The following is a 26,974-nucleotide window of genomic DNA, read 5'->3' as shown; positions in this document are numbered from 1 at the left end:
TCGGCTTTCAAACCACTTTCCGCGCGCTTGCGGGCTCCGTCCGGATCAGGCCACCAGCAGCTCGCCCAGCAGCGTAGTGAGATCGATCACACCGACGGGCGTGCCGCCCGCGTCCGTGACGAGCCCGAGCTGGGCGCGGGCCTCCTGGAGCAGGGTCACGGCGTCGGAGATCGTGGTGCCCTTCGCCATGCGGGGGACCGGCGTCGCCAGCTCGCCGGCCCTGTGGTCGGGCCGCACGATCGCGTCGCGCACGTGGCACACCCCGACCACGTCGTCGGGGGTGACCACCAGCATGCGCAGGCTCCCGACGCGCGCCGCCGTCCGCCGTACGAGCAGGGCGTCGGCCCCGGCGGGCACCGACGGCGCCTCGCCCACGGGCACCATGAGGCGCTCCACCGGCTGGGCGTGGACCCGCAGCGCGCGGGTGAGCAGGTCGTGCTCGTCGCGGTCGAGCATGCCCATCCGGCCCGACTCGGCGACCAGCATGGCGAGCTGGCCGGGCGTGCGGGTGGTGGCGAGCTCGTCGCGCGCGTGCACCCCGAGCAGCCGCAGGATGCCGTTGGTCAGCCCGTTCAGCGTGGCCAGGACCGGGCGGACGATCCAGGCGAAGCCGCGGAACGGCAGCGCCAGCCCCATCGCGGCGCGCTCGGGGTGGGTGAGCGCGAGCGACTTGGGCGCCATCTCGCCCACGACCATGTGCAGGAACGTCACCAGGGCGAGCGCCACGACGTACGCGGCCGGGGTGCGCAGCGACTCCGGCAGCAGCGCGAGGACCGGCTCCAGCAGATGCTCGATGGAGGGCTCCGCGACCATGCCGAGGCCCAGGGAGCTCAGCGTGATGCCGAGCTGCGCCCCGGCGAGCATGAGCGACAGCTCGCGCCCGCCGCGCACCGCCGCCCGAGCAGTGATCTTGGCCAGCCGGCCGCCGCCCGCGGCGATCTCCTCCAGCCGATGCCTGCGGGCGGACACCAGGGCGAACTCGGCGGCCACGAAGACGCCGTTGGCGGCGAGCAGGACGATTCCGAGCAGGACTCCGGTCAGCGGACTCATGCGGGCCTGCCCTGGAACAACGCGGAGAACAGCTCGGGGGCGTAGTAGACGCCGCCGGAGGGCTCACGGGCCGCCGCGTGGGCGTCCTCGGCCTCCCGCCGCTCCCCCGCCTCCGTCGACAGCCGGATCCACTCGGGGACCCGCCGGCGCACGCTCTGGACCGTGAGCACGGCGTGCCGCGTGTCCTCCTCCTCGTCCTCGAAGAGGTGCGGCTCGGGCACGAGGGGGGAGACGACCTCGTCGCCCGGCTCCGCCATGCGGCCGAGGGCGGCGAGGACGAGCCCGGCGACGGTCTCGTAGTCCTCGCTCTCGGGCAGCCGGATGTGGGTGGCGCGCTCGACCTCGTCGAGGCGGAGCGTGCCCGGCACGTCCCAGACGTGGTCGCCGTGCCGTACGACGCCGAGGGGCTCGGGGTCGTTCTCGTCCACGAGTTCGCCGACCAGCTCCTCGGCGAGGTCCTCCAGTGTGACCACGCCGGCGAGCCCGCCGTACTCGTCGATCACACAGGCGAACGTCTCGCCGGCGGAGGTCATCCGGCGCAGCAGCTCGGGCAGCGGCAGCGTCGCGGGGACGAGGACCGGCGCGCGGGTGATGCCGCCGACGAGCCCGTCGGCCGGGGAGCCGGCCTTCAGATACTCGGGCAGCCCGGTCACGCCGACGACGTCGTCGGCGTCGGTGCCGAGCACGGGGTAGCGGGAGTGACCCTGGGCGCGCAGGGCGTCGAGAAGGTCGGACACCGGCCACACGGCCCGCAGCGAGACGACGCGCGGACGGGGGACCATGACGTCCTCCGCGGTGCGGTCGCCGAACTCCAGCGCCCGCTCCAGCGTCTCGGCCAGCCGGGGCGGCAGCTCTCCGGCGGCGGCGGACTCCGACACGATGCGCGACAGCTCCTCGGGGGTCGCGCCGTGTTCGAGCTCCTCGACCGGCTCGATGCCGAACAGGCGGACCAGCCTGGCCGCCGCCGTGTCGAACAGGCGGATGAGGGGCCCGGCGACCGCCAGGTAGATCTCCGTCGGACGGCCGAGGGCCTTGGCGACCTCCTCGGGCCGCGCGATGCCGAGGTTCTTGGGGGCGAGCTCGCCGATGATCATCTGGACGACGGTGGCGATCACGACGCCGAGCGCCACGGAGACGCCGGGCACGGCCGCGCCGGGCAGCCCGGCCGCCTCCAGGGGGCCGCGCAGCACGCCCGCAATCGCGGGCTGGGCGATGAAGCCCACCAGCAGGGTGGTGACGGTGATCCCCAGCTGCGCGCCGGAGAGCATGAACGACAGCCGTCCGGTGACGTCGAGGGCGCGGCGGGCGGCGTCGTCACCGGCCGCCGCCTGTTCGCGCAGCGCGCCGCGGTCGGCGGCGACGTAGGCGAACTCCTGCGCGACGAAGAAGCCGGTGGCGAGAGTCAGGAGGAGAACGGCAAGAAGACCGAGGGCGGCGCTCATCGGGCGCCCGCCGTATGATCATGGGAGCCCGTGCCGAGGCACGGGCCGGTACTCCAGGGGTCCGGAACGGACACGTCGATCCTTTCGCGTGGTTCGTATACCACCGTAACGGCTGGAATCTCTCCTGTGTTTCCCGGCGGCGTTTACTGGCTGCTTAGAAGCCTTCTGAGTACCGTGAAGGAGGGGGCCCGTCGGCAAAGAGTTCCGCCGGTGAGGTCAAAGCGGTGGTCAGGACGCTGAGGGGCTGGGGATTTCACGTGGCCGACGAGAACGAGGCGACCCGGGCGATCCGCCGCCCGGGGGAGCCCCAGGCTGCCCCGCTCGGGGCGCCTGGGTCCGAGCACCGGGCGGAGCAGCCCGGGAGGGGGTCCGGCAGGGACGACACGGTCCCCCGCGCCCGCTCCAAGGTGTACGGCAAGCCGCGCTCGGGCAACACCCCGATCCGCCCGATAGGGGGGACCGGGCGGACGCCCGGGAGCCCTGAGGACGCCCCGCACCGGGACGCCGGCGGGTCGGCGACCGCGCGCGGCGGCGGGTCCGGAAGCGGCTTCGGCGGCGGGTTCGGTGGCGGACGCGGCGGCGGCTCGGGCGGCAGGCGTGGTCCCCGGGTGACCGGCAGGACCGTCGTCCGGATCGTCGTGGTGCTGGTCGTGCTCCTGCTCGTCGCCGCCATCGCCGGATATTTCCTGATCAGCGCCCGGCTCCACTCGGTCGAGGCGATGACCGACTACGACAAGCGGTCCGCCGAGACGCCGGGCGAGGACTGGCTGCTGGTCGGCTCCGACAGCCGGGCGGGCCTTACCGCCGCGCAGCGCAGGAAGCTGGCCACCGGCAAGGCGGTCGGCAAGCGCACCGACACGATGATGCTGCTCCACATCCCCTCGGACGGCCGTCCGACGCTGGTCAGCCTGCCCCGCGACTCGTACGTCCCCATCGAGGGGCACGGCAGCGGCAAGCTGAACGCGGCCTACGCCTTCGGCGGGCCGAAGCTGCTGACCAAGACGGTCGAGCGGGTGACCGGCATCCGGATCGACCACTACATGGAGATCGGCTTCGGCGGCTTCGTGGGCATCGTGGACGCGATCGGCGGGGTCAACATCTGCGTGAAGCAGGACATCAACGACCACAAGGCCGGGATCAACCTCAAGAAGGGCTGCCAGGACATGGACGGCGGCACCGCGCTCGGCTACGTGCGCACCAGGAAGACCGGCGCGATCCCCGACTTCGACCGCACCCAGCGGCAGCGGGAGTTCTTCTCCGCCGTGGTCCAGAAGGCGGCGAGCCCCGGCACGCTGCTCAACCCCTTCACGTCGGTGCCGCTGGCGCTGAACGCGGCCGACTCGGTCGCCGTCGACCCCGGCACCGGCCTGTTCGACCTGCTGTCGGTGGGCCTCGCCATGCGCGGCGGGCCCGTCACGACGGCCGTGCCGATCGGCTCGCTGCCGACCATCGGCGGTCAGGCCGTCGTGAAGTGGGACACGCAGAAGGCGCTGCGCCTGTTCGAGGCGCTCGCCGCCGACAAGCAGGTCCCCAAGGACGTCATCACGAAGTGACCCCGCCCCCGTCCCCGGCGTCGTGCCACGGCGCCGGCGACGGGCCGTCGGCCCCGTTCGTCACACCGGCCCGACGCGGCCGAGGTGCGGCCGAGGTGCGGCCTTCACCCGCCGGCCCCGGCCGGATCGGGCGAAGGCCCGGGCGGAGCGTCAGTTGATGGTCGCGGTGGTGGCGGCGGTGGTCGCCGCGGTCGTGGCCGCGATGACGGCCGCGTGCACGGACGCGATCGTCTTGCGTACGGCCTCGCCGGCCCACTCGCCCTGGGCGATCTCCTTGACGCGGCCCTTCGGCGCGTCCGGGAAGGCCTCGCGGTCGAGCTTCGCCGCGTGGACGACCGCGATCAGCGCCGCCGTCCGCTCGTCGGGCTGGGCCCCGGCCAGCACGTCCCGGACGCGGTCCCGCACCGCCTGCTCGTGGCTCGGATCGAGCTCCGGATAGCGGGTGGTGGGGAAGATCCCGAGGATCTTGCCGGTCTGTTCGCTCAACACGCCGCGTACGGCGAGGCGGGTCAGCAGCCGCTTGCGCAGCCCGCCCATGCGGAGCTTGCCCACCCACCAGTCGGCCTTGTGCCGCCGGGACTCGCCCGAGATGCGGGCCAGCGCCTGGTCCAGCTCCTCGTCCCCCAGCGGCGCGTTGTCCGTGACCACGAGCTTCTTGTCGTCGAAATCGACGCGCCGGCTCACGGCGAGTTCGGCGACCACGGCTCCCGCCAGGGCGGCGTCGAGCTCCACGGACCCGATGACCGGCTTCCCGGTGTCCTCCCGGTAAGCCAGTAGCAGCACTTCCTCGGCGATCGTCAGTGTCACGGCATCGAGCCTAACTCGTCCCTTACCGCAAGAATGAGAACTTATGGGGATATCAGCGGACCTGCACGTCATCGGACGGCCGATGCTCGACGCCCAGCTCGCCCATCCGACCGTACGCGGCATCGCGGCGGGAGACCTGCCCGAGCCGGTCTTCCGGTCGTGGCTGGAGCAGGACTACCTGTTCCTGCTCGACTACGTCAGGGTGTTCTCCCGGCTGGCCTGGCAGGCGCCTGACGGCCATCTCGGCGACCTGGTCGACCTGGCCCACGCGACCTGGCACGAGGAGCTCGACCTGCACCGGTCGCTCGCCGCGGGCTTCGGCGCCGACCTGGACGGCGCGGTGAAGGGCCCGGCCTGCGCGGCGTACACGTCGTTCCTGCTGGAGGCGGCGGCCGGCTACGGCGAGGGGCTGGCGGCGCTCTACCCCTGCATGTGGGGTTACTCGACGCTCGGGCGGCTGCTCGCGGCGAACCCGCCCGCCGAGCCGCGTTACCGCGCGTGGGTGGACACCTACGCCGACCCCGGCTTCGCCGCGCTCGCCGCCCGGATCGGCGAGATGATCGACGAGGCGGCCCCGGACCCGGCGCGCGCCCGGGAGCTGTTCGTCCGCGGGATGGAGCACGAGCTCGCGTTCTGGGACGTGCCCTGACGGCTGCGATTAGTGTGGGGGCATGCCGGAGCTGCCCGAGGTCGAGGCGCTCGCCGGGTTCCTCCGCGAGCACGCCGTCGGCCACGCGATCATCGGGGTCGACGTGACCGCCTTCCAGGCGCTCAAGACCGTCGACCCGCCCGTCACCTCGCTCGGCGGACTGCCGATCACCGCCGTGGCCAGGCACGGCAAGTTCCTGGACCTCGACTGTGACGGCCTGCACCTCGTGACGCACCTGGCGCGCGGCGGCTGGCTGCGCTGGCGCGACGACCTCACGGGCGCGCGGCCGGTGCGGCCCGGGAAGGGCCCGCTCGCGGTCCGCGTACGGCTGTCGCCCGGCGAGGACGGCCGTGCCCCCGGGTTCGAGCTGACCGAGGCGGGCACGCAGAAGCGCCTCGCCGTGTACGTGGTGCGGGACCCCCGCGACGTTCCCGGGGTGGCCGGGCTCGGGCCCGACCCGCTCGCCGAGGTCTTCACGCCCGACCTGCTCAAGACGATCGTGGGCGAGAGCCGGACCCAGATCAAGGGTCTGCTGCGCGACCAGAAGGTGATCGCGGGCATCGGCAACGCCTACTCCGACGAGGTGCTGCACGTCGCGCGGATGTCCCCGTTCAAGGTCGCCGGGACGCTGACCGACGGCCAGATCGCCGACCTGCACGACGCGATCGTGAACACCCTCCGGGACGCGGTCGAGCGGGCGCGCGGACTGGCGGCCAAGGACCTCAAGTCGGAGAAGAAGTCGGGCCTGCGCGTGCACGGCCGCACCGGCGAGCCCTGTGAGGTGTGCGGCGACACGATCCGGGAGGTGGCGTTCGCCGACTCGTCGCTGCAGTACTGCCCGACCTGCCAGACGGGCGGCAAGCCGCTGGCCGACCGGCGGCTGTCGCGCCTGCTGAAGTAGGTCCGCGACCCTGGCAGGGGTGGACGTCAGGCCCGGAGGAACTCGTCGATCGGCCCGGCCTGGCCGAAGACGGCGTGACCGACCCCTGGGAGCAGGCGCACGGTCGCGTGCGGGACGCACTTCCGGACCCGTCGCGCGGTCTGGTGGGAGTCGATCATCGCGTCGCATTCGCCGGCGATGACGAGCACCGGCATGGTGAGGCCGCGCAACGCGTCGTCGGAGAACACCGGGAGCTTCTCCCTGCGCGGGTTGAAGTGCGTGAACGTCAGGACGACGGCGTCGAGCGCCTGCCGGTCCCGCTCCCCGTCCAGGCCCGCGACGGTCATCGCCGACTCGCGCAGCCCGCCATCTCGCCCCCGGAACGGACGGGTCAGCAGGGCCTTGAGGATCCAGCCGACCTTCTGCCGTCCCACGCCGCCGGGGCAGATCAGGGCAAGCCGAGTCACCCGTTCCGGACGGCGTACGGCGTAGTCGAGAGCCGTCCAGCCGCCGAGCGAGGTGCCGACGAGCGCGGCCCGGGTGACGCCGAGCCCGTCCAGCACGTCGTCCAGCCAGAGCGCCACGGCGCCGGAGCCCAGGGCGGGGCGCGAGGGCGCGCTCAGGCCCGGCTCGCCGACGAGGTCGACGGCGTACGTGCGGAAGTGCCGGGACCAGGTGGAGACGTCGCCCCGCCACATGGACGCGTTGGCGCCCGAGCCGTGCAGCAGCACGAGAGGCGGCGCGTCCGGGGGGCCGGAGACGAGGACGAACGTCTCGCCCTCGCGGGTCGGCACCCGTACGTGCTCGGCGGGAACCGGCCAGGCGTCCAGCACCCGCCGGTAGTGGTCGAGGATCTCACGTCGACCGGCTTCTGATTTGTAGACAATCACTCCTCAAACGTACGTCATATGGAGCCATATAGGGAAGTTTGGGGAGTGAGAGTACTCTCGTGGATGCGGCCCGGAGATCACCGTGGGTCACAGCTCCCGGCACGGGCCCGCGCATCGGTGGTGTGCCGCCAGAATGGGCGCATGACATTGCCGGAAATCGCCCCCGACGCCCTGCCCGAGGGCGCGTACCTGCTGGACGTCCGCGAGGACGAGGAGTGGCGGGCGGGGCACGCCCCGGACGCCGTGCACATCCCGCTCGGCGAGTTGCAGGCGCGGGTGGACGAGGTGCCGCTGGACCGGCCGGTCTACGTCGTCTGCCGCGTCGGCGGGAGGTCGGCGCACGCCGCCATGTGGCTCAACCACATCGGGCGGGAGGCCGTCAACGTGGACGGCGGGATGCGGTCCTGGGCCGCCGCCGGGCGTCCGATGGTGAGCGAGCTCGGAGGAGACCCCTACGTCGCGTAGGAAAACGGTCAAAGTAGTGTCATAATCCCAAAGACATCGTCAATACCCGCGGGAGCTCGGGCGTGACCGGGCTGAGAGGGCGGATCGAACTCGTGCCGCCGACCGCATGAACCTGTCCGGATAATGCCGGCGTAGGGAGCGTGTGATGGCCGCCGTCGTCGACGACGTGCATGCGGAGGTTCCGCTCACCCTGGACGAGGAGGTCCCGAAAACCCTCGGCCTGCTCGACCAGGGGGCGTTCTGGGCCAATCTCGGCGTCAGCCTCCTGGGCTTCTCGGGGGCGCTGTTCCTGCTCGACCCTCTGGGCGGCAGGCCCCTGACGTTCACCGCCGCGGTGCTGGCCGCCGTGGTCGGCAGCCTCGTCGGCACCGCGATGGTCGGCCTCGCGGCGATTCCCGGCGCGCGGACCGGGCGGCCCGCGATGGTGCTGCTGCGCGGCCTGTTCGGGGCCCGCCTGTCGTACGTCCCGACCGTGCTGAACATCGTGCAGATGCTCGGCTGGGGCGCGTTCGAGCTGTGGGTGATCGCGCAGGGCGCGCAGGCGCTGTCGGGGACGGCGGTGCCGTACGCGGTGTGGGCGGTCGCGGCCGGGGCGCTGACGATCGCGCTGACGATCCGGCCGCTCGGCGCGCTGCGCCTGCTGCGCCGCTACGTCACCGCGGGCGTCGTGGTCGCGATGATCTGGCTGTCGGTCGCCCTCTTCACCCGCGGGCCCTCCGTGGGCGGCGGCTCCTGGGACGCCTTCGCCCCGGCCGTCGACTACGTGATCGCGCTGTCGGTGTCGTGGGTGCCGATGGCCGCCGACTACGCCCGGCACTCGCGGTCGAGCGGCGCGGCGTTCACCGGGGTGGTGGCGGGTTACACGATCGCGCAGGTCGCCTGCCTGGCCCTCGGCATCGCCGCGCTCGCGCTGGTCGGCAACGACCCCGACAAGGTGTGGGACCCGTTCGTGGCCGCCCCGCTCGGGGTCCTGTTCTTCGGCGTCCTGGTGCTGCGGGAGGCCGACCAGTCGTTCGCGAACGTCTACTCGACGACCGTGTCGATCCAGAACCTCGCGCCGCGCTGGGACCGCCGGGTGATCTCGGTCGTGATCGGCGTGCTCACCACGTTGATCGCGCTGCTGGCCGACGTGAACTCCTACGGCGCGTTCCTCACCGTGATCGGGGCGGTCTTCGTGCCGATGTTCGCGGTCCTCGTGGTCGACTACTTCCTGCTCGGCGGAGCCTCCCGGTGGAACACGGCCGAGGACGCCCCCTCGCGGTGGCTCATGGTCGCGCCGTGGGTCCTCGGGTTCGCGGCGTACTGGATCGTGGCGGTCACCCCGACCGTTGCCTGGTGGGACGGCCTCTGGGCCGACGTGCGCGATGCTGTCGGGTTCGTCCACCAGCCGTGGATGAACGCCGCGCTCGCCGCGTTCTGCGTCGCCGCGCTGGCGACGGCGGCGCTGTCCGTGCCCGGCCGTCTCGCCCGGCGCCGGGCCTGACCGTACGGGGGCCTGACCGTACGGGGGCCTGGACGTACGGCCGGTCAGGGCAGCGCGCCCTCCAGGCGGAGGAGGTGTTCCTTCGCCGCCCTGCCGCCCGCGTACCCGCCGAGCGAGTCCGGGCCCTCCACGGCCCGATGGCAGGGCAGGAGCAGGCAGAGCGGGTTGCCGGCCAGCGCGTTCGCCACCGCGCGCGGCGCCTGCGGCCGCCCGATCCGCTCGGCCATCTCCTGGTAGGTGGTCACGCCTCCGTACGGCACGCCCGGCATCAGCTGGACCACGGTGCGGGAGAAGCCGGTGACCAGGCGCGGGTCCACGGAGAGCGAGAAGGTGCGCAGCCGGCCGGCGAAGTACGCGTCGAGCTCGCGGCGCAGGGGATCGAGGCGGCGCGGGTCGGGCCCGATGAACGAGCCGACGGAGCGGGTCACCCGGGCGAAGACCGCGTGCTCGTCCTCGTAGGTGCAGGCCAGCACGCCGCGCGCGGTCACCGCGAGGACCAGGCGGCCGACCGGCGTGTCCATGGTGCCAAACGCCACTTCGGGCGGGGCCAGGCCGACGTAGCCCGGCGTGGTCACGCGGAGCAGGGCTTCGAGGTCCTCGGTGGACATGGGCGCCCAACTTTCTGTTCATCGCGTGGAGGCAGCGTATCGGAGCGCTCGTGAGGCCTCCGAGAACGCCGCCGGGCCGGCCGGGCTCACCGGGCTGACCAGGGCGGGTGGTGCGGGACGCGGCCGGCGGATCTTCATCCCGGCGGGACGGCCCGGAGCGTGGCGTCGCGATTTGGCGACTGATCTATTGTCCAATGTGCACAAGCTGTGATCCGGGGCACGGTTTCCCGGCTGATGCGACGGGGCATTTCGGTCGTACTGGGCTGTGCAAGGGGAAACGCTGTACAAGGGGATCCGGGGGATCGGGGAGGTGAGTGCGTCGAGCGTTGTGATGCTGCCCTACGCACCGTCGAGCGTCGCCGTCGCACGTCAGCGCCTCAGCGCCGAACTACAGGGGGCGGGACTGCTCGCGACCGCCGTCGACGACGTGGTGCTCATCCTGAGTGAACTGCTCAGCAACGCTCTGCGGCATGCCCACCCTCTCCCGTCCGGACAGCTCAAGGTGGCGTGGTACTGCTCCGACAGGCAGGTCGAGGTGGCGGTGAGCGACGGCGGCGCCTACACCGAGCCGCGGGCGGGCCGTCCCACACTGTCGTCGCTGGGCGGCCGGGGGCTGGGCATCGTGGAGTATCTCGCCGAGCGCTGGGGGGTCCGGCACGAGGCGGAGATCACCACCGTGTGGGCCGTCGTCCTGGTCGCGGCCCCGGACCGTAACGGACATCAGGGTCTGTCCGAAACCCGCATTCTGCGCGAGGTCGGCTGAGCACCCTCCCGGGTGGGCGCGGGCCCGCGCGGGCCCGCATCAGACGAGAGGCGCCACCTGCCGCCACCGTGCCTACGCGCCCTGTCACCGCGCCGTGCTTCTGTGCCTCCGCATCCTGGCTCCGCGCCGTGCCTCCGCGCCGTGCCTCCGCATCCTGGCTCCGCGCCGTGCTCCCGCGCTGTTCTGTGCGCAGGGCCGTGGCCGCGCAGGCCGTCCGAAGCCGGTGATCGCGGGTCAGCGGAGAGGGTGCTCCAGGCAGAGCAGATCGTCGCGCGTGTCCCACGACCGGGTGACCGTGAAGCCGAGCCGCTCGTAGAGCGCGATCGCCGTCGTTCGCCACCTCCAGACCGACAGCCGTACGGACCGCAGGCCGGCCTCCCGCGCCCGGGCCAGCGCGGCCCGGACGAGTGCGCCGGCCACGCCCCTGCCGCGCTCGTCCGGGTCCACCCAGAGCCGCTTGATCTCCGCTCGCCCGTCGGCCGCCTCCGTCAGCACCACGCAGCCGACGGCGCTTCCGTCGCGGCACGCGACCAGCACGATGTCCCGCTCGAAGGCCGCTCCGGGGTCCTCCACCTCCGCCCGGTATCGCTCGGGCAGATCGGCCACGCCGGGCACCGGGACGCCCTTCTCCTCCTCGGTGCGCAGGTGATAGGCCGCGAGGAGCGCGCGCAGCCCCTCCCGGCCGTCCCCGCCCGCCCAGGTGCTGATCGAGTACGCATCGGTCACAGGGCCCAGGATTCCATCCCACGCCCCGGACGAGCCGCACAGCGGCCGCGACGAGTTCCGTGATCGGGCGGTGCCGCCGGGGCGCGCGGCCGTCGTGTGACCGCCCGGGCGCAGGCCCCGGCGGATCAGGCGGGCCGGGGGTAGAGCACCGCGCGCTCGGCGGTCGTCCAAGCGGTGCTCACAAGCAGGTAGACGCCCGCCGCGAGGGGCAGGAAGGCCGCCGCGAGGACGGTCCAGAACGGCAGCAGGACCTGCAGGCGCTGCATCGGAGCCGTGGGCTCGACCCGCCGGGCGGCGATCACGGCCACGGCCGTGAGCAGCGCCAGCAGCACGGCGAAGACCACGACGGGCGGGCTGAACAGGCCCGCGCCGGCGACCACCGCCCCGAGGTGCTCCCCCAGCGGCACTCCCAGCAGGCCCTGCGCGAGCAGCAGGTTCGGATGCCCCGCGATCGTCGCGGTGGTGAACAGCCGGTAGGTGACCATGAAGAACGGCGTCTGCGCGAAGCCCGGGAGGAATCCGGCGAACTGGCTGGTGCCCTCGGCCGCGTACAGGGCGTTCACCTCCCGCATGAGCCGCTCCGGGTCCTTCTGCCACCGCTTGCGGAGCTTCTCCACCTGGGGAGCGAGCCGGAGGCGTACGCGCTGAGCGCGGGCGACGCGGATGCTCAGCGGCAGGAGCGACAGCCGTACGGCGAGGGTGACCAGGACGATCGCGAGTCCGGCGCCGGTGACGTGGCTGAGGGCGTCGATGAGCCGGTAGGCGGGGTCGAGCACGAAGTCGAACATGGGGAAGCCTTTCGTCGGAGTTCGGGGCATGACGAAAAGCGCTCGCGACCGGATCGATGGTCAGGCGAGCGCGGGGCTTCCTGATGGTGCGCGGGGACGGGGGCGGCCGGGCGCGCCGGGATCGCGCAGCCTGACCATCGCCGTCTCACCGTCGTACGAACGCCTGCCCGGGCCCCGCACGACGGCGGGGGCCCCGGTCAGCCGGGAGAGCATCCAGGCGAACACCAGCACGGCCACCCCGGCCACACCGGCGAAGGCCGTCACCGAGGGCACGCCGGAGCCGCCGACCAGCCCGGTGGCCAGTTCGGCGAGCAGCCAGACGAGTGAGGTGGCGGCGGCCTGGAGAGCGTTCACGTCAGCGGGACAGCTTCCCCACGACGGTGACCGCGAGCACGGCGACGGCGGCGATGATCCCGATGATGAGCAGGAACTTCAGCGTCGCGAAAATCGCGGGGATGATGAGGGCGAACACCAGCCACAGGGCCAGCAGGATCCCCAGAACGGTCAGTACGGTACGGGCCATAGCCACAAGCTACGCGGTGCGACCGACAAGCGCGAGCTTGATCCAAACCTAGTTTCCCTACCCGCTGCCGCCGAGGTTTCACGTGAATCATCGTGATCGGCGCCGTTTTCCACCGGCCTGTGCGAACTCGCCCTGGAAGCCCGGCGCCCGCGGACCCCGGCGGGTTGTTCTTACGGGGCGGTGACGGGGCTCGGCGCGGTCGTCCCGCGGCTTTACCGTTGAGGCGTGCCCTCCCCGAGGAGTCCGATGTCCGCGAACCCCGCCGCCCGAGTCCTGGTGGTCGACGACGACCCGACCGTCGCCGAGGTGGTCGCCCGCTACCTGGAGCGGGACGGCCACGAGGTCGAGTGCGTGGGCGACGGCGCCGAGGCGCTGCGGCGGGCCCTGGCCGACCCGCCCGACCTGCTGGTGCTCGACCTCATGTTGCCGAAGATCGACGGTCTCCAGGTCTGCCGGAAGCTGCGGGAGCGCTGGCCGGTTCCGGTGATCATGCTGACCGCCCTGGGCGAGGAGATGGACCGGGTGGTCGGCCTGGAGACCGGCGCGGACGACTACGTGACCAAGCCGTTCAGCCCGCGCGAGCTCGCCCTGCGCGTCCAGTCGGTGCTGCGGCGGGCCCGGGGCGCGCTGGTGCCGACGGGAACCGGCGTCCTGCGGGACGGCGACCTCGTGGTGGACGTCGGCGCCCACGAGGTGCGCCTCGGCGGGCAGGAGATCACCCTGACCGCCCGCGAGTTCGACCTGCTCGTCTACCTGCTGCGCAACCCGCGCCAGGCGTTCAGCCGGGCGGCGCTGCTCGACCAGGTGTGGGGCTGGTCCTTCGGCGACTCCTCGACCGTGACGGTCCACGTACGGAGGCTCAGAGAGAAGATCGAGCCGGACCCGACCGACCCGCGGCGGATCGTCACCGTCTGGGGCGTCGGCTACCGCTACGAGCCGCTGTCGTGATCGTCCAGATCGTCGCGGTCGCCGCCGGCCTCGGCCTGGTCATCGCGGCCCTCGGCCTGGCGCTGCTGCGGGTGCTGCGCCGGCGGTCGATCGGCGTGATGCTCGCGGTGGTGGCGGCCGTCACGGTCTCCGCGACGCTGGCCGGGGTGGTCGCCATCACGCTCGCCATGGTCATCGAGGGACGGCCGAAGAACATCGTGCTCACCGTCGTGGCCATCGGGGGCCTCGTCGGGCTCGGCGTGGCGCTGGTGAACGCGCGTACGGTGGTGCGCGCCAGCAGGAGCCTGGTGACCGCGGTGGAGAACGTGCCGCCGTCGGGCCGCTTCACCCCGCCGCCCAACCCGCTTCCGGCCGAGTTGCGCACCATCGGCGCCGCCCTGGAGCAGGCGTACGAGCGGCTGCGGCTGGGCCGCGAGCGGGAGCGGGCGCTGGAGAGCGCGCGGCGCGAGCTCGTCGCCTGGGTCAGTCACGACCTGCGCACGCCCCTCGCCGGGATGCGGGCGATGGTCGAGGCGCTGGAGGACGGGGTGGCCGACGACCCCGAGACGGTCAAGCGCTACCACGTGCAGATCAGGGTGGAGGTCGACCGGCTCACCGGGATGGTGGAGGACCTCTTCGAACTGTCGCGGATCCACGCCGGCTCGCTGCGGCTGTCGCTCGCCCGCACCGGGCTCGGCGACCTCGTGGCGGACACACTGGCCGCCGTCGAGCCGCTGGCCCGCGCCGAAGGGGTGCGCCTGTCCGGCGAGGCCGACCCGCACGTCCCCGTCTACGCCGATGCCGGACAGCTGGGCCGGGCCGTACGCAACCTGGTCGTGAACGCGATCCGGCACACGCCCGCCGCGGGGACGGTCCTCGTGCGCGCGGCGTCGGACGGGACGGCCGCCCGGCTGTCGGTGCTCGACGGCTGCGGCGGCATCCCGGAGGAGGATCTCCCCCGGGTCTTCGACGTCGCGTTCCGCGGCGAGGCCGCGCGTACGCCCGGTCCCGACGGCGGCGCCGGGCTCGGCCTCGCGATCGCCCGCGGCATCGTCGAGGCCCACGACGGGGAGATCGGCGTGGCCAACGAAGGCCCCGGCTGCCGCTTCACGATCACGCTGCCGCTGGGTCGCGCCTGACAGGCCAAGCCCTGCGTCGCGGCGCCCGGACGGCTCTCACGTCCGCAGGCCCTCCATGGCGGTGCCGCTCGCGAGGACCCTGCGGGACGCGTCGACCAGCGCGAACGCCGGAAATCCGGACACCGACAACGCCCTCGTGAGGTCGCCGCCACCGCTTTCGATCACCACGCGGGCGACGGGTTCGAGCGCGGTGCGCTCCGCCGCGACGTCCTCCTCCCGGCCGGCCAGTACGGCGAGGACCGCCGGCCTGCCGCCGCCGTGGTTCTTGGCCGCGTCGACGAACGAGGGAAGGCGCTCGGCGCAGGCGGGGCAGCCCGGTGAGAACACGCCCACGAGCGTCGGTGTCTCGGGGAGGGTCGCGTCGGACACCGTCTCCCCGTCCGTCGTCACGGCGGTGAACGGGCCGACGGCCGACCCCGCCGGGGCCATGACCGAGGGCCCGCGGCGCAGTGCCTCCAGTGCCTCCGAATGCTCGCGGAGCCTCCGGATGACGCCGACGGACAGGACGAGATCCACGGCGCACAGGACGCCGACGATCGCGACGAACGCGATGAGGAACTGCATGCTGTCTCCCTGATCGGTGTCGGGGTGAAAAGGCGGTGGGTGAAAAGGCGGCCGGGAAGGCGCCGGGATCACCTGCGGCGCTCCGGCGGCAGCCGGCGCAGGACCACGCCGAGGACCCGGTCGTCGGGCACGAAGCCGCGCTGACGCGAGTCCAGGCTCTGATCGGGGTTGTCGCCCAGGACGACGAGATGGCCGGCCGGGACACAGGCCGCGTCGCGGAGCGCGGGCGTGTCCGCGACCCGCGCGGGCACCGGATCGCCCCCGACCGCCGCCACCCGCTTGATGTGCCATCTCCGGTCCGGCCCGGGCATCTCCCGTGGCAGCCCGGGGTGACGCACGCGGAGACCCGGCGCCTCGACCACCACGACCTCGCCGACCCGGACGCGCCGTGGCGGGACGCGCCGCACCAGGACGCGGTCTCCGGCGTGGAGGCTCGGCCGCATGCTGGTGCCGTGCACCTCGACGACGACGTACCGCCGCCGCAGCACGGCGACCACGGCCGCGCAGGGGAGCGCCACGGCCGCGACCAGGAGGAGGATCGTCAGCACCGCTCGCGCCGCCTCGCGAAGCCGCCGCTCACCGCCACCCGCTCTCCCGGGTGAGCCCGAACAGCCCGGCGATCTCCCCCGTCAGCACGACCAGGACCGTGACCAGCAGTGCGGCCAGGAAGGCGACCGCCGCTCCGGCGACCTCGTCCGGCCCGCGTACGGGGACGAGGACCGTCAGCGCCAGCCCGGTGAGGGCGATCAGCCCGAGAACGGCGTTGCGGACGAGGTCGGCGGACCCGACGGGCGACCTCCTGCCGCCGCCGAAGCAGTGGCAGGGGACGGCGCGCCCGCCGCGGATCGCGGCGTGGATGACGAAGGAGAAGGCCGCCAGCGCCGCCAGCGCGACCGTGAAGGCGGCACGTGTCGTGGCGGGGAGCGCCGTCAGCACGACGACGGCCCCCTCCACGAGGGCCACCGCGGCCGCGAGCAGGTGCCGCCGCTCCCCGGGCCGAGCAGTCGTACGGCCGGGGAGCAGTAGCGCGGCCGCCTCGGCGAACCGCAGCCACGAGTCCCGTCCCCGCAGCTTCGACGCGAGTGAGACCAGGAACGTCAGCCCGACGGCCATCCGGCAGGCGAGCAGCACGTAGTTCACGGTTCTCCCCCTGAGGTTCTCCGCGGCCCGGACGGATCCCGTCCGTCCCGGCGGCGCTCCGCCTCGCGATTCGGTGCGGGCCACGCGGGGCGTCGCCCGCACGCGGCCCACCGTGGCAGGTTCTCAGCAGGTTCCGACCTGCCCGCAGTAGTAGCCGTAGTTGCCGCCGTAGCAGCACCACTGCTGCTGCATGCACCAGCACGGCACCGAGGCCGACGCCTCGGTCTTCGGTACGAGGCGGGCGAGCAGGCGGTCGCCCCAGGATTGGATCGTGTGGATCATCGGGACCCCTTTCGTCGGCTGATCGAGGGAGCGGTCGCCTTCACGTTCCCACCGCTGCGGCAGACATCAACGGGCAAAATCGCGCGGTGGGGTCCGGCCGCCTCGATCCACCGGGGTTCCCGGCGCTGACATGCGCACCGTCGCCGGGCATGGCTTCGGAACCGGCTGACGTGACGTCGGCCGGTGTGAAAAGTTCACGTACGGTACGCGGCCTCGGGCCGCGTACCGGCGGAAGGGGCTCTAACCGAGCTCGGGGGCTCGCTGAGGTTCGAGCTGTCCCCGCCAGGAGGGCAGGCCCGGGGCGGCCTCCCGGCGGCGCGGCGTGAACGCCTCCGCCATCGCGCGGAACGTGGGGCAGGGCCAGCGCCACATGCAGCTCCTGCACCGCAGGATCGGGTTCGCCGGGTCGCTGGAGATGCCGCCCGCGTCCCTGGGCTGGTGCAGGTCGAGCAGCCGGATGCCGAGCTCGGAGAAACACAGCAGCTCCTCGCGGGCCTCGGCGAGGAAGTCGAGGTCCTCGCCGACCAGGCGAGCGCTGACCCGGACGTACCCCTCGCGGTTCAGCAGGCCGCGCAGCGGCTCGGCGGAGGCGCGCCACGACGAGGCCTTCTCGGTGTGCGCCTGGATCGTCTCCAGGTGCTCCCGCAGCACGCGGCGCTGGAAATCCTCGGGAATCTCACTGTTCATGATGCTGTCGGGCCCACTGTTCCGGGTTCTGGCCGTGGATCTCCCAAGTGGTGAAGATCCACGTGGCATTCCCAGGCGCCCGTCCTCCTTCCGCGAAGTGACGACCAGGACGCGGAGGTTCCGGGGCCCTCCATCCGGCGACGCCGGTGTCGCTGAGCGTCAAGTTTCGCGCACTCCGCGTTTACATGCGGCCGGAATCGGGGACAAAGGGCGGACGACTCTTCGACGAAACCCGTGGAACGTGACCCGGGGCCGGGACGACGCTAGTGTGCGCGTCGTGGAGCTGAAAGTCGCGACGCAATCCCACGCCGGTCAGGCCGTCATGGCCGTATTCGGCGAAATCGACCTCTATACCGCGCCCCGGTTGCAGACGGAGTTCACCCGCCTGCTGGACACCGGGCCGGACCGGGTGGTCATCGACATGTCCGGAGTGGAGTTCTGCGACTCCACGGGCATGAACGTGCTGCTCTCCGCGCTCAAGCGGCTGCGGGAACGCGGCGGCACGCTGGAGGTGGCCGCGCCGAGACCGGCGGTACGGAAGATTCTCCAGGTCACCGGCCTGGACTCGGTGTTCACCGTGTACGACGCGGTGCCCGCCGATCTGCTCACCGCCGAACACCAGGGCTAGGCGTATGAGGGACATGGCAGTGCCCGAGCCGGACACCGCGGTGGTGATCCCGGCGAAGGACGAGGCCGAACGGATCGGCGCCACCGTGAGCGCCGCCCTGAAGCTGCCCGGCGTGGATCTCGTGGTCGTGGTCGATGACGGCTCGTCCGACGAGACCGGCCGGGTGGCCAGGGCGGCCGGCGCCCGGGTCGTACGGCACAGCCGCAACCGGGGCAAGGCCGCGGCGATGGAGAGTGGGGCCGAGGCCGCGGGCCTCCTGGACGCGGACCAGGCGCGTCACCTGCTGTTCCTCGACGCCGACCTGGGCGAGACGGCGGCGGCGGCCCTCCCGCTGATCGCGCCCGTGCGGGCGGGCGAGGCCGACATGACCATCGCGACGTTCGCGACCAGGGTCAAGCTCGGCGGCCACGGCATGGTCGTGAGGCTGGCGCGTGACGGGATCAAACGGCTGACCGGCTGGGAGGCGACCCAGCCGCTCAACGGGCAGCGGTGCCTCACCCGGGACGCCTTCGAGGCGGCCCGCCCGCTCGCGCACGGCTTCGGTGTCGAGACCGGGATGACCGTCGACCTCCTCAGGAAGGGCTTCCGGGTGGTCGAGGTCGAGGTCGAGATGTCGCACCGGGCCACCGGCACCGACTGGCGTTCCCAGGTGCACCGGGCGCGGCAGCTTCGCGACGTCGGCCTGGCCCTCGCCGCCCGCGAGCCCGTGGTGCGGCAGACCATCTCCACGGTCCGGCCCTCGCGCCGGTAGTCCGCCCGTACGGGCGTGACCGGCCCGGCCGTGTGGTGGAATTCTCGGGTGGAAGCGCGGACCGTCGCCGGGCCGGCCGCGGCCGTGGCGGCGGGCGGCCTGTCGATCCTTCTCACGATCGCGATCGGCGTCCTCGGGCCGTCCGCGATGGTGCCGGAGCTGCCCGGGCCGCCCGGGCAGGCCGGGTCGTGGCAGCCCCCCTGGTCCCTTGACCTCGCTCCTGACGGACACCTCGTCATCGCCATGGCCGCCGCGGCCGTCGTGCTCGGGGCGATCGGCCTGGCCGCCGGGTTGATGTCCGTCGACCGGCTGCCGAAGGCGCGCACGCTCGTCCTCGCCGGTTGCGCCGCCGCCGGGGTGCTCGCGTTCCTGCCGCCCTCCGGGTCGGCCGACCACCTCAACTACGCGGCGTACGGCCGGATGGCGGCCCTCGGATACGACCCCTACCTGACCGTGCCGGCCGACCTGCCCGGCGACCCGGTGATCGGCCGCGTGGAGGAGTGGACGAGGACCCCCAGCGTGTACGGCCCGGTCGCGACGGCCGTACAGGCCCTGGCGAGCCACGTGGGCGGCGACTCGGTCCGCCTGACGGTCTTCGTGATGGCCCTGGTCAACGCCGCCGCCTTCGCCGCCACCGGTCTGCTGCTGCACCGTGCCACCGGTCGCGTCCCCACTCCTGCCACTGCTCGGGCCACGGCCGGCGACTCCGTACGGCAGCGCCGGGCGGCCCTGCTCTGGACGGCGAACCCGCTGGTCGTCTACCAGCTTGTGGCCGGGATGCACCTCGACACCCTCGCGGTCGCGCTCGTCGTGGCCGGGCTCGTCGCCCGCCGGGGCGTGCCGCTCGGCCTCGGCGCCGCGGTCAAGGCCACCGTGGGCGTTGTGGCCCTGGGCACGGCGTGGGAGCTGCGCGGCAACCCGCGGCGGCTCGCCTTGGTCGCCGGGCTCGCCACGCTCACCGTCCTCGTGGCGTACCTGCTGGCCGGGCCCCACTCGCTCGACCAGTTGCTGAACGCCAGCAAATCGGTCTCGCTCGCCACCCCGTGGGCCCTCGGGAAGAAGGCGCTGCAGGCGGTGTTCGGGCCGGGGGCGTACCACGCGTGGATCCAGGCGGGGTCGCTGCTCCTGCTGGCCGTCCTCGCCGTCCTGCTGCTGCGCGGCCGTCCGGCGACGGAGCGCGAGGGCCTGGTCGTCGCCCTCGCGGTCGCGGTGGCCTGGCTGTTCGCCACGCCGTACGCGCTGCCGTGGTATGACGGGCTGGGCTTCGCGCTGCTCGCGCTGGTCGCCTGGCCGGGCATGGAGGCGTTCCTGGTCGCCCGGCTCACCGTGCTCTCGCTGGCCTATCTCCCCGCGCGCCAGGCGCACCAGCCCGGCGACCTGTGGTGGAGCGTGGAGGTGATCAGGCAGTGGGTGGCGCCGTCGCTTCTGCTGGCGCTGACGATCGCGCTGCTGTGGTGGGCGGCGCGAGCTGCAGGGCGTGTACGGAGGCCGCCAGCGTCAGCGGCACCGCGACCGTCAGGGCCATCGCCGGAATCGCGATCCCCGAGTCGTTGAGCAGGAACCCGGCGAAGGCCGCGGTCAGCGCGCCGATCAGCCCCGCCCGCAGTTCGGGGGCCCGGGCGTACGCCAGGCTGAGCGCCGCCGCGCCCCACCGCGACGGCCGGGCCAGCACGAGGAACAGGAACGCCAGCGCGACCACCGACAGCAGCGTCAGCGGCAGGTTGCCCAGAGTGTGGAGCATCGCCCCGAGCTTGCGGCCGACGACCGAGCCGCCGTCGCCGCCGACGACCTGCTGGACGAACGCCCCGAGATGAGTGCGCTGATCGGCGGGGCGCAGCCAGTCGGCCACCGCGATCAGTGAGATGAGCACCGCGCCCGCCAGGCCGATCACCCCAAGCCGGAGGACCGACACCCGTCTGCCCGCGGCCATCAGCACGCACACCGCAACGCCCAGGACGAACGACGGCACGCCGCCGAAGTCCGCGCCCCAGGTCGGCCAGCCGTCCCCGGCGATCGCGAGCAGGCCGTACGCGACGCAGACGGTCACGGCGAGCCTCGGCCGGCGGCGCAGCCCGTGGGCGACGGCGGCCAGCAGCAGGATGGTGCCGGTCGAGTAGACGGCGAAGGCCATGTTGCCGAAGCCGTAGAACCGGCCGCCGGTCACGGGCTCGTACCCGGCCACGGCGTTCACCTGCAGCCGCGAGCCGGTGACCACGTCGGCGAGGAGCGCGAGCGAGCTGACCCCGGCGACCACGGCGGGCGGCCCCAGCACCCGGCCGCGCCACGGCCCCGCGTACGCGAGCCCCGCCACGAGGGCGGCGAAGGCCACGATCGTGCCGAGCAGGGCGGGCATCGGGTGCCGGAAGCTCCACCACGGCACGAGCTGGGCCAGGAAGATCGACACCGGGAGGGCGGCGCTGACCGTGGCGACCACGCGGGTCGCGGTGAGCATGCGACGATGACGCCTGACCACGATCGCGGCGAGGCCGTAGAACGGCAGTTGCGCGCTGACCAGCGCGATGAAGAACGGCTCCCTGACCTCTCTGAGCACCTGGCTCGCCAGGTCGGCGTCGGCCAGCCCGCGGACCGCCCCGGCCGCGTTCGGAGCCGCGCCGCCCGCCGACCACGCCCTGCCGACCACGCCCTCGGGCGCAGGGATGCCGAGCAGGTGGGTGACCGTGGCCGTGATGTCGGTGATCGTGACCAGTGCCCGCTGCCGGGTCGAGGCGGCGGTGAGCCATCCGCGCCCGTACGGCCCGCCCGAGGCGATCGCCACGTGGAGATGAGCGACGGAGCCGGAGTCGGAGATCCCGGCCACCAGGACGGTGGCGCCCTGGGGGACCTTGGCCAGCACCTCGCCCACAGTCCGGTCGGCCGCGCTCACGGCCGCCCGCCGCGCCTCCCCGTCCAGATCGGCCGGCTCCCGCTCGCCCCCGGCCGAGGTCGTGGACGGCGCGGCCCGGGTTGTGGACACTGTGGATTGCGCCGCCGATGCTCCCGGCACCGGTTGGGTTGTGGACGGCGTGGCCTGCGATGCGGCCTGGGTCGTGGGGGTTGTGGATTGCGCATCCGGGGGGCCCGCCTCCCGGCTTTCGGTCCAGGCCCGAGTGATCTCCCCGGCCTCGGCGACGACCAGTGCGTACGGCGCGAGGTCGGGCAGCGCGGCGGGCGTGGCGGCGTACGCCGCGACCCTGCCGGATCCGTCGGCGGCGGCGAGGGCGGCGCCCGGGCCGATCGCCGCGACCTTCCCCCCGGCGGCGGTGACGGCGCCCGCGAGGAGCCCGAGCCGTGCCCTGAACGGACTGGACTGCTGCGCGGCGACCAGCGCGGGCCAGCCGGGCACCGACGCCGTCCCGTCAGCGGCGGCGATCGGCGCGGGGATCGCGCCGCAACCCGAGCCGGGAGAGGCCGCCCGCTGACCTGCCGAGACCGTCAGCCATCCGGCGGCCGGGCAGGTGACGGGCAGGCCTTCCGGGGGCACCGCCCGCGTGGACAGCGACGCGGTGGAACCGCGGTCCGCCAGGGCCCACAACGTGGGCGTCCGCTCCGGATCGAGGTCCGCCCAGCGCAGCCCGGGCACCCCGATCACCACCACCCGCCCCACCGGCCCGGTCGCGCCCGTCGGCAGGGTTCCGCCCGCTGGCACGGTTCCCCCGGCCGGCCTGGTCTCGGCCGAGGCCGGGCCGGTAGAGAAGGGCACGATGAGGGCCGCAACGAGGAGCATGAGGAGAACCGCCAGGAGCACCCGCACCCCACGAACACCCGAGCCGCCGCGAGCCGCCGCGTGCTTCTCGCGGGCATCCGAGCCGCCGCGAGCTGCCGTGTGCTTCTCGCGGGCATCCGAGCCGCCGCGAGCTGCCGCGTGCTCCCCGCGAGCACCCGAGCCACTGCGAGCCGCCGCGTGCTCCCCGCGAAGACCCGGACCACTATGGGCCGCCACCGGCACCCAACGGGGGCATGACCCCATCGGCGCCGAGCGGGGGCCTGGGCTCACCGGCACGCTGCCGCCGCCCGGCGGGGCGGCGAAACGTCCCCGGCCCGGCGCCGGTGCTGGTGCGGATGGCACTGTTCCAGGCTCCCTCATGATCGACAATGGTGCGGCCACGGTCCACGGTAACCTGCCTGGTTGTGACGACTGGCCGCATCGCCGGGGCCCGCCGGCCCGCCTGGGCATGGGCGCTGGCCCTGGTGGCGGTGGCCGCCGCCGCGTCCCCGCTGATCGCCTACTGGCTCACCAATCCCGAAGACCAGCGTCTCGTCGACCTCGACGTCTACCGTACGGGCGGCTGGGCGCTCCTGCGGGGCCTGCCCGTCTACGACGTGATCACGCCGGCACCGCAGTTGCTGCCCTTCACCTACCCGCCGGTCGCAGCGATGCTGGCGGTGCCGCTCGCCGCGATGTCCTGGCCGGTCGCGCAGTGGGTGTGGACGATCGCGATCGTCGCCGTCCTCGCGGTGACGGTACGGCATGCGTTCCGGGCCTTCCTGGACGGCGTACGCGGCGCCCTGGCCGCGCCCGCGCTGTTCGCCGTGCTGTGCGCCGCGTGCATGTACCTCATGCCGATCAGGGACCAGGTCCGGTTCGGCCAGGTGGACCTGTTCCTCCTCGCGCTGTGCCTGCTCGACTGCGTGGTACGCCGCCCCTGGTGGCCGCGCGGGATGCTCATCGGGCTGGCGACGGCGGTGAAGCTGACCCCCGGCGTCTTCCTCGTCTACCTGGCCGTCACCGCGTTCGCCCCTCGCGACACCGCCCCAAGCCCCAGCGACCCCAGTCGCGGAAGCACAGCGCAGCGCCACGGCGACACCGGCTTCGGGAGCACTGTGCGGCGCCTCAGAGACGCACTGCGGCGGCCCCATGAAGACGCAGGGGACGGGGGGCAGCGCCACGGGAGCATGGGGCAGCGCCACGGGAGTATGGGGCAGCGCCACGGGAGTATGGGGCAGCGCTACGGAAGCGCAGGGCAGTGCCACGGGGACGCGGGGCAGCGGCGGGCGTTGTTCATGGCGGTGTTCACGGCGGCCGTGCTCACGCTGTTGCCGTTCCTGGTGATCACTGACGACGCGCGGGACTTCTGGTTCAGGGCGCTGCTCGACTCCGAGCGGTTGGGCGCGAACGCCGCCACCACCAACCAGTCGCTGCGGGGCATGCTGCTGAGGCTCTATCTGCCCGACGCGCTGACCTCGGCCGTCTGGCTCGCCGCCGTCGCGGCCATCGGCTGGTACGGCTTCCGCCAGGCCCGGCGGGCCCACCTGGACGGCGACACGATGACGGCGGTGGCGCTCACCGGGCTGATGGCGGTGCTGCTGTCGCCGGTGGCGTGGATCCACCACATCGCCTGGATCGTGGTGGTGGTCGCGGCCGTCGCCGGGTCGGGGCGCGACCCGGTCCGGCTGCTGGTCGCGGCCGGCGTGTGGCTGTACTACGTGTTGCCCATCCCCTGGTGGGGAGTGTCGATCAAGGCGCTGGAAATCCCGATCCTCAGCCCGGTCGCCGGGAAGATCCTGCAGAACGCCTTCGGGATCGGGGCGATCGGCCTGGTCTGGTTGCTCGGGTCCTGGCTGCCGCGACGGCGGGCCGCCGCCACCGCCGCCGCGGTCCCCGCCGCGAAGGCCTGACCCGGAGAACGCGTGCGCAGAGGGCACGCGCGGTGGACGTGCGTGGAGGGCGTGCGCGGCGGCCGGGCGAGCGGCGTGATCGGCTCATGGTTTTCCACAGAACGTGATTCGGCATCCTCACCGCCGATACCTGCGGATACTCTGGACGACATGTCGAAGCTCGCGTACCTGGGACCGCAGGGCACCTTCTGTGAAGCGGCACTGCGACTCCTGGCGCCCGACGTCGAGCGCCTGCCCTGCGCCAACGTCGGAGCCGCGCTCGACGCCGCCCGCGACGGCGACGCCGACGGCGCGGTCGTCCCGCTGGAGAACTCGGTGGAGGGGGCGATCACCCAGACCCTCGACGAGCTGGCCAAGGGCAGGTCGCTGCACATCACCGGCGAGGTGCTGCTCCCGGTCGAGTTCTCCCTGCTGGTCCGGCCCGGCACCGAGCTGGGACAGATCAAGCGGATCATCACGCACCCCGCCGCGCACACACAGTGCCGCGGGTACATCGAGCGTGAGCTGCCCGGCGCCGTGGTGATCGCCGGATCCTCCACGGCCGCCGCCGCGCAGGAGGTCTCCGTTCCCGGCTCGCCGTACGACGCGGCCATCAGCCCGGCCATCGCCGGGGAGTACTACGGGCTCGACGCCATCGCCTCGGACATCGGCGACCGCTCCGACACCGTGACGCGCTTCATCCAGGTGAGCCGGCCGGGGCCGCTGCCCGAGCCGACCGGTGCCGACCGCACCTCGCTCGTCGCCTTCCTGCGTGACGACCATCCGGGCGCCCTGCTGGAGATGCTGAGCGAGTTCGCGGTGCGCGGGGTGAACCTGACCCGGATCGAGTCGCGCCCCACCGGTGACGGCATCGGGCGCTACTTCTTCCACTTCGACCTTGAGGGTCACGTCGCGGACGCCAGGGTCGGCGAGGCCGTCTCCGGCCTCCACCGGCTCTGCGGCGACCTGCGCTTCCTCGGCAGCTACCCCCGCGCCGACCGGGTCGCCACGCAGGTCAAGCCGGGTACGGCGGACGGTGACTTCGACGAGGCCGCGCAGTGGCTCGGAAAGATCCGCGCCGGGCTCGCTTGACGGGCGGGAGCCGCACCGGCTCCGGTAGCCTGTGAGCCGTGATTGACCTGCGAACCCTTCGTGAGGACCCGGACCGGCTCCGGGCGTCGCAGCGCGTCCGCGGCGAGGACGACTCGGTCGTGGAGACCCTGCTGTCGCTCGACGAGCGCCGCCGTGCCGCGCTCAACAACTTCGAGTCGCTGCGCGCCGAGCAGAAGAGCATCGGCAAGTCGGTGTCCCGCGCGTCCGGAGACGAGCGCCAGGCGCTGCTCGACCGCGCGAAGGAGCTGGCCGCGCAGGTGAAGACGGCCGAGGCCGAGGCCGCCGCGCTGGCGGGCGAGCTCGACGAGCTGCTCATGACCGTGCCGAACATCGTCGAGGAGGGCGCGCCTCCCGGCGGCGAGGACGACTACGTCGTCATCGAGGAGATCGGCGAGAAGCCGGCCTTCGACTTCGAGCCGCGCGACCACGTCGAGCTGGGCGAGCTGCTCGGCGCGATCGACACCGAGCGCGGGGCCAAGGTGTCCGGCGCCCGGTTCTTCTTCCTGAAGGGCGCCGGCGCGCGGCTCCAGCTCGGGCTGCTCAACATGGCGATCCAGCAGGCGGTCGAGGCCGGCTTCACGCCGATGATCACTCCTGTGCTCGTGAAGCCGGAGTCGATGCAGGGCACCGGCTTCCTCGGCGCCCACGCGAGCGAGGTCTACCGGCTTGAGGCCGACGACCTCTATCTGGTCGGCACCAGCGAGGTGCCGCTGGCGGCCTACCACTCCGACGAGATCCTCGACCGGGCGGCGCTGCCGATGCGCTACGCCGGGTGGTCGTCCTGCTTCCGCCGCGAGGCGGGGTCGTACGGCAAGGACACCCGGGGGATCATCCGCGTCCACCAGTTCGACAAGGTGGAGATGTTCTCCTACTGCCGTCCGGAGGACGCGCACGAGGAGCACCTGCGGCTCCTCGCGTGGGAGAAGGAGATGCTGGAGAAGGTCGAGATCCCCTACCGCGTGATCGATGTGGCGGGCGGCGACCTCGGCTCGTCGGCGGCCCGCAAGTACGACTGCGAGGGCTGGGTGCCCACCCAGGGCCGCTACCGCGAGCTGACCTCGACCTCGAACTGCACCGACTTCCAGGCCCGCCGCCTGAAGGTGCGCTACCGCGACGAGGACGGCCGGCCGCAGCACGTGGCCACACTCAACGGCACGCTCGCCACCACCCGGTGGATCGTGGCGATCCTGGAGAACCACCAGCAGGCGGACGGATCTGTCGTGGTGCCGAAGGCGCTGCGACCGTACGTCGGACTCGACGTCCTGGAGCCGGTGTCGCGTTAGGGACGCGCCGCCGGGCGGCCCTTCTCAGCGCCCGGTGATTGGGCGAGTGAGGGCGGGCGTCAGGAGTGATGTAAATCTCTTCGCCGGATCGGCGATCAGACCCGAAAGAGGCCTCCGTGCGTGAAACTTTCACGCACGGAGGCCTCCTCATGTGAGCGGTATCACACCCGACGACAGAGCCGGCGATTGACCCCTGTCATCGGCCGGATATACGAAAGGCGGGGCTCGCTTGCGCGAG

28 protein-coding genes, 1 pseudogene and 1 riboswitch are annotated in these 26,974 nt (G+C 73.0%); of the genes and pseudogenes, 14 read left to right on the top strand and 15 right to left on the bottom strand.

The genetic code is table 11. The features are described 5' to 3' along the window. Positions 1–45: 45 nt before the first annotated feature. Both Mam01_RS08800 and Mam01_RS08795 read right to left on the bottom strand, forming a co-directional pair. Positions 46–1,050 (bottom strand): hemolysin family protein, encoded by a 1,005-nt coding sequence (locus tag Mam01_RS08800; RefSeq protein WP_204284891.1) that lies wholly within the window; start codon positions 1,048–1,050, stop codon positions 46–48. After that, the gene (locus tag Mam01_RS08795) at positions 1,047–2,492 is read right to left on the bottom strand and encodes a hemolysin family protein (RefSeq protein ID WP_204284890.1); all 1,446 of its coding nucleotides are present in this window, start codon (positions 2,490–2,492) and stop codon (positions 1,047–1,049) included. The genes Mam01_RS08800 and Mam01_RS08795 overlap by 4 nt, the downstream gene beginning before the upstream one ends. A 257-nt stretch (positions 2,493–2,749) precedes the next feature. On the opposite strand from Mam01_RS08795, the gene Mam01_RS08790 reads away from it, so the two are divergent. Then, positions 2,750–4,045: an LCP family protein gene (locus tag Mam01_RS08790; RefSeq protein WP_239101152.1), complete on the top strand. Its 1,296-nt coding sequence runs from the start codon at positions 2,750–2,752 to the stop codon at positions 4,043–4,045. 150 nt (positions 4,046–4,195) lie between these two features. Here Mam01_RS08790 and Mam01_RS08785 read toward each other — a convergent pair whose 3' ends face one another. Then, a complete protein-coding gene (locus Mam01_RS08785) occupies positions 4,196–4,852 on the bottom strand; it encodes a GOLPH3/VPS74 family protein (protein WP_204284889.1) in 657 nt (218 codons plus the stop codon). Between the two features lie 43 nt (positions 4,853–4,895). On the opposite strand from Mam01_RS08785, the gene Mam01_RS08780 reads away from it, so the two are divergent. Both Mam01_RS08780 and Mam01_RS08775 read left to right on the top strand, forming a co-directional pair. Further along, positions 4,896–5,501, top strand: coding sequence for a TenA family protein (locus Mam01_RS08780; RefSeq protein ID WP_204284888.1), 606 nt, complete (start codon positions 4,896–4,898; stop codon positions 5,499–5,501). Between the two features lie 22 nt (positions 5,502–5,523). After that, entirely contained in the window at positions 5,524–6,402 is an 879-nt protein-coding gene (locus Mam01_RS08775) for an Fpg/Nei family DNA glycosylase (protein WP_204284887.1), read from the top strand. Positions 6,403–6,428: 26 nt separating this feature from the next. Here the strand turns inward: Mam01_RS08775 and Mam01_RS08770 are convergent, their stop codons facing one another. Then, positions 6,429–7,271 carry an alpha/beta fold hydrolase gene (locus Mam01_RS08770; RefSeq protein ID WP_204284886.1) on the bottom strand — a complete coding sequence of 281 codons (843 nt, stop codon included), beginning with the start codon at positions 7,269–7,271 and terminating at the stop codon, positions 6,429–6,431. 141 nt (positions 7,272–7,412) lie between these two features. On the opposite strand from Mam01_RS08770, the gene Mam01_RS08765 reads away from it, so the two are divergent. After that, entirely contained in the window at positions 7,413–7,736 is a 324-nt protein-coding gene (locus Mam01_RS08765) for a rhodanese-like domain-containing protein (RefSeq protein WP_150933746.1), read from the top strand. A gap of 38 nt (positions 7,737–7,774) precedes the next feature. Beyond that, positions 7,775–7,891: riboswitch (TPP riboswitch) on the top strand. Continuing rightward, entirely contained in the window at positions 7,882–9,219 is a 1,338-nt protein-coding gene (locus tag Mam01_RS08760) for a purine-cytosine permease family protein (RefSeq protein ID WP_204284885.1), read from the top strand. It overlaps the preceding riboswitch by 10 nt. 44 nt (positions 9,220–9,263) lie before the next feature. On the opposite strand, the gene Mam01_RS08755 is transcribed toward Mam01_RS08760, so the two are convergent. Next, the gene (locus Mam01_RS08755) at positions 9,264–9,827 is read right to left on the bottom strand and encodes a methylated-DNA--[protein]-cysteine S-methyltransferase (protein ID WP_204284884.1); all 564 of its coding nucleotides are present in this window, start codon (positions 9,825–9,827) and stop codon (positions 9,264–9,266) included. A 331-nt stretch (positions 9,828–10,158) separates the two neighbouring features. Between Mam01_RS08755 and Mam01_RS08750 the strand changes: the two genes are divergently transcribed. Continuing rightward, complete coding sequence (locus Mam01_RS08750) at positions 10,159–10,590, top strand: ATP-binding protein (protein WP_204284883.1); 432 nt, start codon at positions 10,159–10,161, stop codon at positions 10,588–10,590. Between the two features lie 234 nt (positions 10,591–10,824). Here Mam01_RS08750 and Mam01_RS08745 read toward each other — a convergent pair whose 3' ends face one another. The 4 genes from Mam01_RS08745 to Mam01_RS08730 all read right to left on the bottom strand — a co-directional run bounded on the left by Mam01_RS08745 (position 10,825) and on the right by Mam01_RS08730 (position 12,627). Further along, the gene (locus Mam01_RS08745; RefSeq protein ID WP_204284882.1) at positions 10,825–11,316 is read right to left on the bottom strand and encodes a GNAT family N-acetyltransferase; all 492 of its coding nucleotides are present in this window, start codon (positions 11,314–11,316) and stop codon (positions 10,825–10,827) included. A gap of 125 nt (positions 11,317–11,441) precedes the next feature. Further along, positions 11,442–12,104 (bottom strand): YidC/Oxa1 family membrane protein insertase, encoded by a 663-nt coding sequence (locus tag Mam01_RS08740; protein WP_239101151.1) that lies wholly within the window; start codon positions 12,102–12,104, stop codon positions 11,442–11,444. Positions 12,105–12,164: 60 nt separating this feature from the next. After that, complete coding sequence (locus Mam01_RS08735; RefSeq protein WP_204284880.1) at positions 12,165–12,458, bottom strand: DUF6412 domain-containing protein; 294 nt, start codon at positions 12,456–12,458, stop codon at positions 12,165–12,167. A gap of 1 nt (position 12,459) precedes the next feature. Then, positions 12,460–12,627: a hypothetical protein gene (locus Mam01_RS08730; RefSeq protein ID WP_204284879.1), complete on the bottom strand. Its 168-nt coding sequence runs from the start codon at positions 12,625–12,627 to the stop codon at positions 12,460–12,462. A gap of 246 nt (positions 12,628–12,873) precedes the next feature. On the opposite strand from Mam01_RS08730, the gene Mam01_RS08725 reads away from it, so the two are divergent. Both Mam01_RS08725 and Mam01_RS08720 read left to right on the top strand, forming a co-directional pair. Beyond that, a complete protein-coding gene (locus Mam01_RS08725; RefSeq protein ID WP_150933751.1) occupies positions 12,874–13,575 on the top strand; it encodes a response regulator transcription factor in 702 nt (233 codons plus the stop codon). After that, positions 13,572–14,693, top strand: coding sequence for a sensor histidine kinase (locus Mam01_RS08720; RefSeq protein WP_204284878.1), 1,122 nt, complete (start codon positions 13,572–13,574; stop codon positions 14,691–14,693). Before Mam01_RS08725 ends, Mam01_RS08720 begins: the two co-directional genes overlap by 4 nt. Before the next feature lie 36 nt (positions 14,694–14,729). On the opposite strand, the gene Mam01_RS08715 is transcribed toward Mam01_RS08720, so the two are convergent. From Mam01_RS08715 to Mam01_RS08695, 5 genes are all read right to left on the bottom strand, one after another. Next, positions 14,730–15,257 (bottom strand): TlpA family protein disulfide reductase, encoded by a 528-nt coding sequence (locus tag Mam01_RS08715; RefSeq protein WP_204284877.1) that lies wholly within the window; start codon positions 15,255–15,257, stop codon positions 14,730–14,732. A gap of 68 nt (positions 15,258–15,325) precedes the next feature. After that, positions 15,326–15,805, bottom strand: a complete 480-nt coding sequence (locus Mam01_RS08710; protein ID WP_204284876.1) for a S26 family signal peptidase — start codon at positions 15,803–15,805, stop codon at positions 15,326–15,328. Between the two features lie 28 nt (positions 15,806–15,833). Then, complete coding sequence (locus Mam01_RS08705; RefSeq protein WP_204284875.1) at positions 15,834–16,397, bottom strand: MauE/DoxX family redox-associated membrane protein; 564 nt, start codon at positions 16,395–16,397, stop codon at positions 15,834–15,836. Between the two features lie 123 nt (positions 16,398–16,520). Beyond that, on the bottom strand, positions 16,521–16,679 hold the full coding sequence (locus Mam01_RS08700) for a hypothetical protein (RefSeq protein WP_204284874.1): 159 nt from the start codon (positions 16,677–16,679) through the stop codon (positions 16,521–16,523). 240 nt (positions 16,680–16,919) lie between these two features. Then, on the bottom strand, positions 16,920–17,366 hold the full coding sequence (locus tag Mam01_RS08695) for a hypothetical protein (RefSeq protein WP_239101150.1): 447 nt from the start codon (positions 17,364–17,366) through the stop codon (positions 16,920–16,922). A gap of 277 nt (positions 17,367–17,643) precedes the next feature. Here Mam01_RS08695 and Mam01_RS08690 point away from each other — a divergent pair, with 277 nt between their 5' ends. The 3 genes and pseudogenes from Mam01_RS08690 to mptB all read left to right on the top strand — a co-directional run. Continuing rightward, a complete protein-coding gene (locus Mam01_RS08690) occupies positions 17,644–17,994 on the top strand; it encodes an STAS domain-containing protein (RefSeq protein ID WP_117409882.1) in 351 nt (116 codons plus the stop codon). Positions 17,995–18,007: 13 nt separating this feature from the next. Beyond that, complete coding sequence (locus tag Mam01_RS08685) at positions 18,008–18,745, top strand: glycosyltransferase family 2 protein (RefSeq protein WP_204284873.1); 738 nt, start codon at positions 18,008–18,010, stop codon at positions 18,743–18,745. 147 nt (positions 18,746–18,892) lie between these two features. Beyond that, positions 18,893–19,624 (top strand): annotated as a pseudogene (gene mptB, locus Mam01_RS36475) (polyprenol phosphomannose-dependent alpha 1,6 mannosyltransferase MptB); the annotation flags it as partial. A 520-nt stretch (positions 19,625–20,144) separates the two neighbouring features. Here mptB and Mam01_RS36470 read toward each other — a convergent pair. Beyond that, a complete protein-coding gene (locus tag Mam01_RS36470) occupies positions 20,145–22,469 on the bottom strand; it encodes a hypothetical protein (RefSeq protein WP_239101149.1) in 2,325 nt (774 codons plus the stop codon). Between the two features lie 404 nt (positions 22,470–22,873). Between Mam01_RS36470 and Mam01_RS36465 the strand changes: the two genes are divergently transcribed. From Mam01_RS36465 to serS, 3 genes are all read left to right on the top strand, one after another. Continuing rightward, complete coding sequence (locus Mam01_RS36465) at positions 22,874–24,361, top strand: glycosyltransferase 87 family protein (protein WP_239101148.1); 1,488 nt, start codon at positions 22,874–22,876, stop codon at positions 24,359–24,361. Positions 24,362–24,511: 150 nt separating this feature from the next. Beyond that, positions 24,512–25,432 (top strand): prephenate dehydratase, encoded by a 921-nt coding sequence (pheA, locus tag Mam01_RS08670; RefSeq protein ID WP_150933757.1) that lies wholly within the window; start codon positions 24,512–24,514, stop codon positions 25,430–25,432. 38 nt (positions 25,433–25,470) lie between these two features. Then, positions 25,471–26,736, top strand: a complete 1,266-nt coding sequence (gene serS / locus Mam01_RS08665) for a serine--tRNA ligase (protein ID WP_150933758.1) — start codon at positions 25,471–25,473, stop codon at positions 26,734–26,736. The last annotated feature ends 238 nt before the right edge of the window (positions 26,737–26,974 follow it).

This window comes from Microbispora amethystogenes, from assembly GCF_016863015.1.
GTDB lineage: Bacteria > Actinomycetota > Actinomycetes > Streptosporangiales > Streptosporangiaceae > Microbispora > Microbispora amethystogenes.
The sequence above is the reverse complement of the archived record's forward strand: the minus strand, read 5'-3'. Positions and strand labels throughout refer to the sequence as shown.

What these genes read in the sequence shown, in the direction of transcription:
- Mam01_RS08695 (WP_239101150.1), bottom strand. Translation starts at nt 17,366, where the DNA reads ATGAACAGTGAGATTCCCGAGGATTTCCAGCGCCGCGTGCTGCGGGAG.
- Mam01_RS08760 (WP_204284885.1), top strand. Translation starts at nt 7,882, where the DNA reads ATGGCCGCCGTCGTCGACGACGTGCATGCGGAGGTTCCGCTCACCCTG.
- Mam01_RS08800 (WP_204284891.1), bottom strand. Translation starts at nt 1,050, where the DNA reads ATGAGTCCGCTGACCGGAGTCCTGCTCGGAATCGTCCTGCTCGCCGCC.
- Mam01_RS08700 (WP_204284874.1), bottom strand. Translation starts at nt 16,679, where the DNA reads ATGATCCACACGATCCAATCCTGGGGCGACCGCCTGCTCGCCCGCCTC.
- Mam01_RS08795 (WP_204284890.1), bottom strand. Translation starts at nt 2,492, where the DNA reads ATGAGCGCCGCCCTCGGTCTTCTTGCCGTTCTCCTCCTGACTCTCGCC.
- Mam01_RS08750 (WP_204284883.1), top strand. Translation starts at nt 10,159, where the DNA reads ATGCTGCCCTACGCACCGTCGAGCGTCGCCGTCGCACGTCAGCGCCTC.
- Mam01_RS08765 (WP_150933746.1), top strand. Translation starts at nt 7,413, where the DNA reads ATGACATTGCCGGAAATCGCCCCCGACGCCCTGCCCGAGGGCGCGTAC.
- Mam01_RS08725 (WP_150933751.1), top strand. Translation starts at nt 12,874, where the DNA reads ATGTCCGCGAACCCCGCCGCCCGAGTCCTGGTGGTCGACGACGACCCG.
- Mam01_RS08740 (WP_239101151.1), bottom strand. Translation starts at nt 12,104, where the DNA reads ATGTTCGACTTCGTGCTCGACCCCGCCTACCGGCTCATCGACGCCCTC.
- Mam01_RS08775 (WP_204284887.1), top strand. Translation starts at nt 5,524, where the DNA reads ATGCCGGAGCTGCCCGAGGTCGAGGCGCTCGCCGGGTTCCTCCGCGAG.
- Mam01_RS08730 (WP_204284879.1), bottom strand. Translation starts at nt 12,627, where the DNA reads ATGGCCCGTACCGTACTGACCGTTCTGGGGATCCTGCTGGCCCTGTGG.
- pheA (WP_150933757.1), top strand. Translation starts at nt 24,512, where the DNA reads ATGTCGAAGCTCGCGTACCTGGGACCGCAGGGCACCTTCTGTGAAGCG.
- Mam01_RS08685 (WP_204284873.1), top strand. Translation starts at nt 18,008, where the DNA reads ATGGCAGTGCCCGAGCCGGACACCGCGGTGGTGATCCCGGCGAAGGAC.
- Mam01_RS08755 (WP_204284884.1), bottom strand. Translation starts at nt 9,827, where the DNA reads ATGTCCACCGAGGACCTCGAAGCCCTGCTCCGCGTGACCACGCCGGGC.
- Mam01_RS08715 (WP_204284877.1), bottom strand. Translation starts at nt 15,257, where the DNA reads ATGCAGTTCCTCATCGCGTTCGTCGCGATCGTCGGCGTCCTGTGCGCC.
- Mam01_RS08780 (WP_204284888.1), top strand. Translation starts at nt 4,896, where the DNA reads ATGGGGATATCAGCGGACCTGCACGTCATCGGACGGCCGATGCTCGAC.
- Mam01_RS36470 (WP_239101149.1), bottom strand. Translation starts at nt 22,469, where the DNA reads ATGCTCCTCGTTGCGGCCCTCATCGTGCCCTTCTCTACCGGCCCGGCC.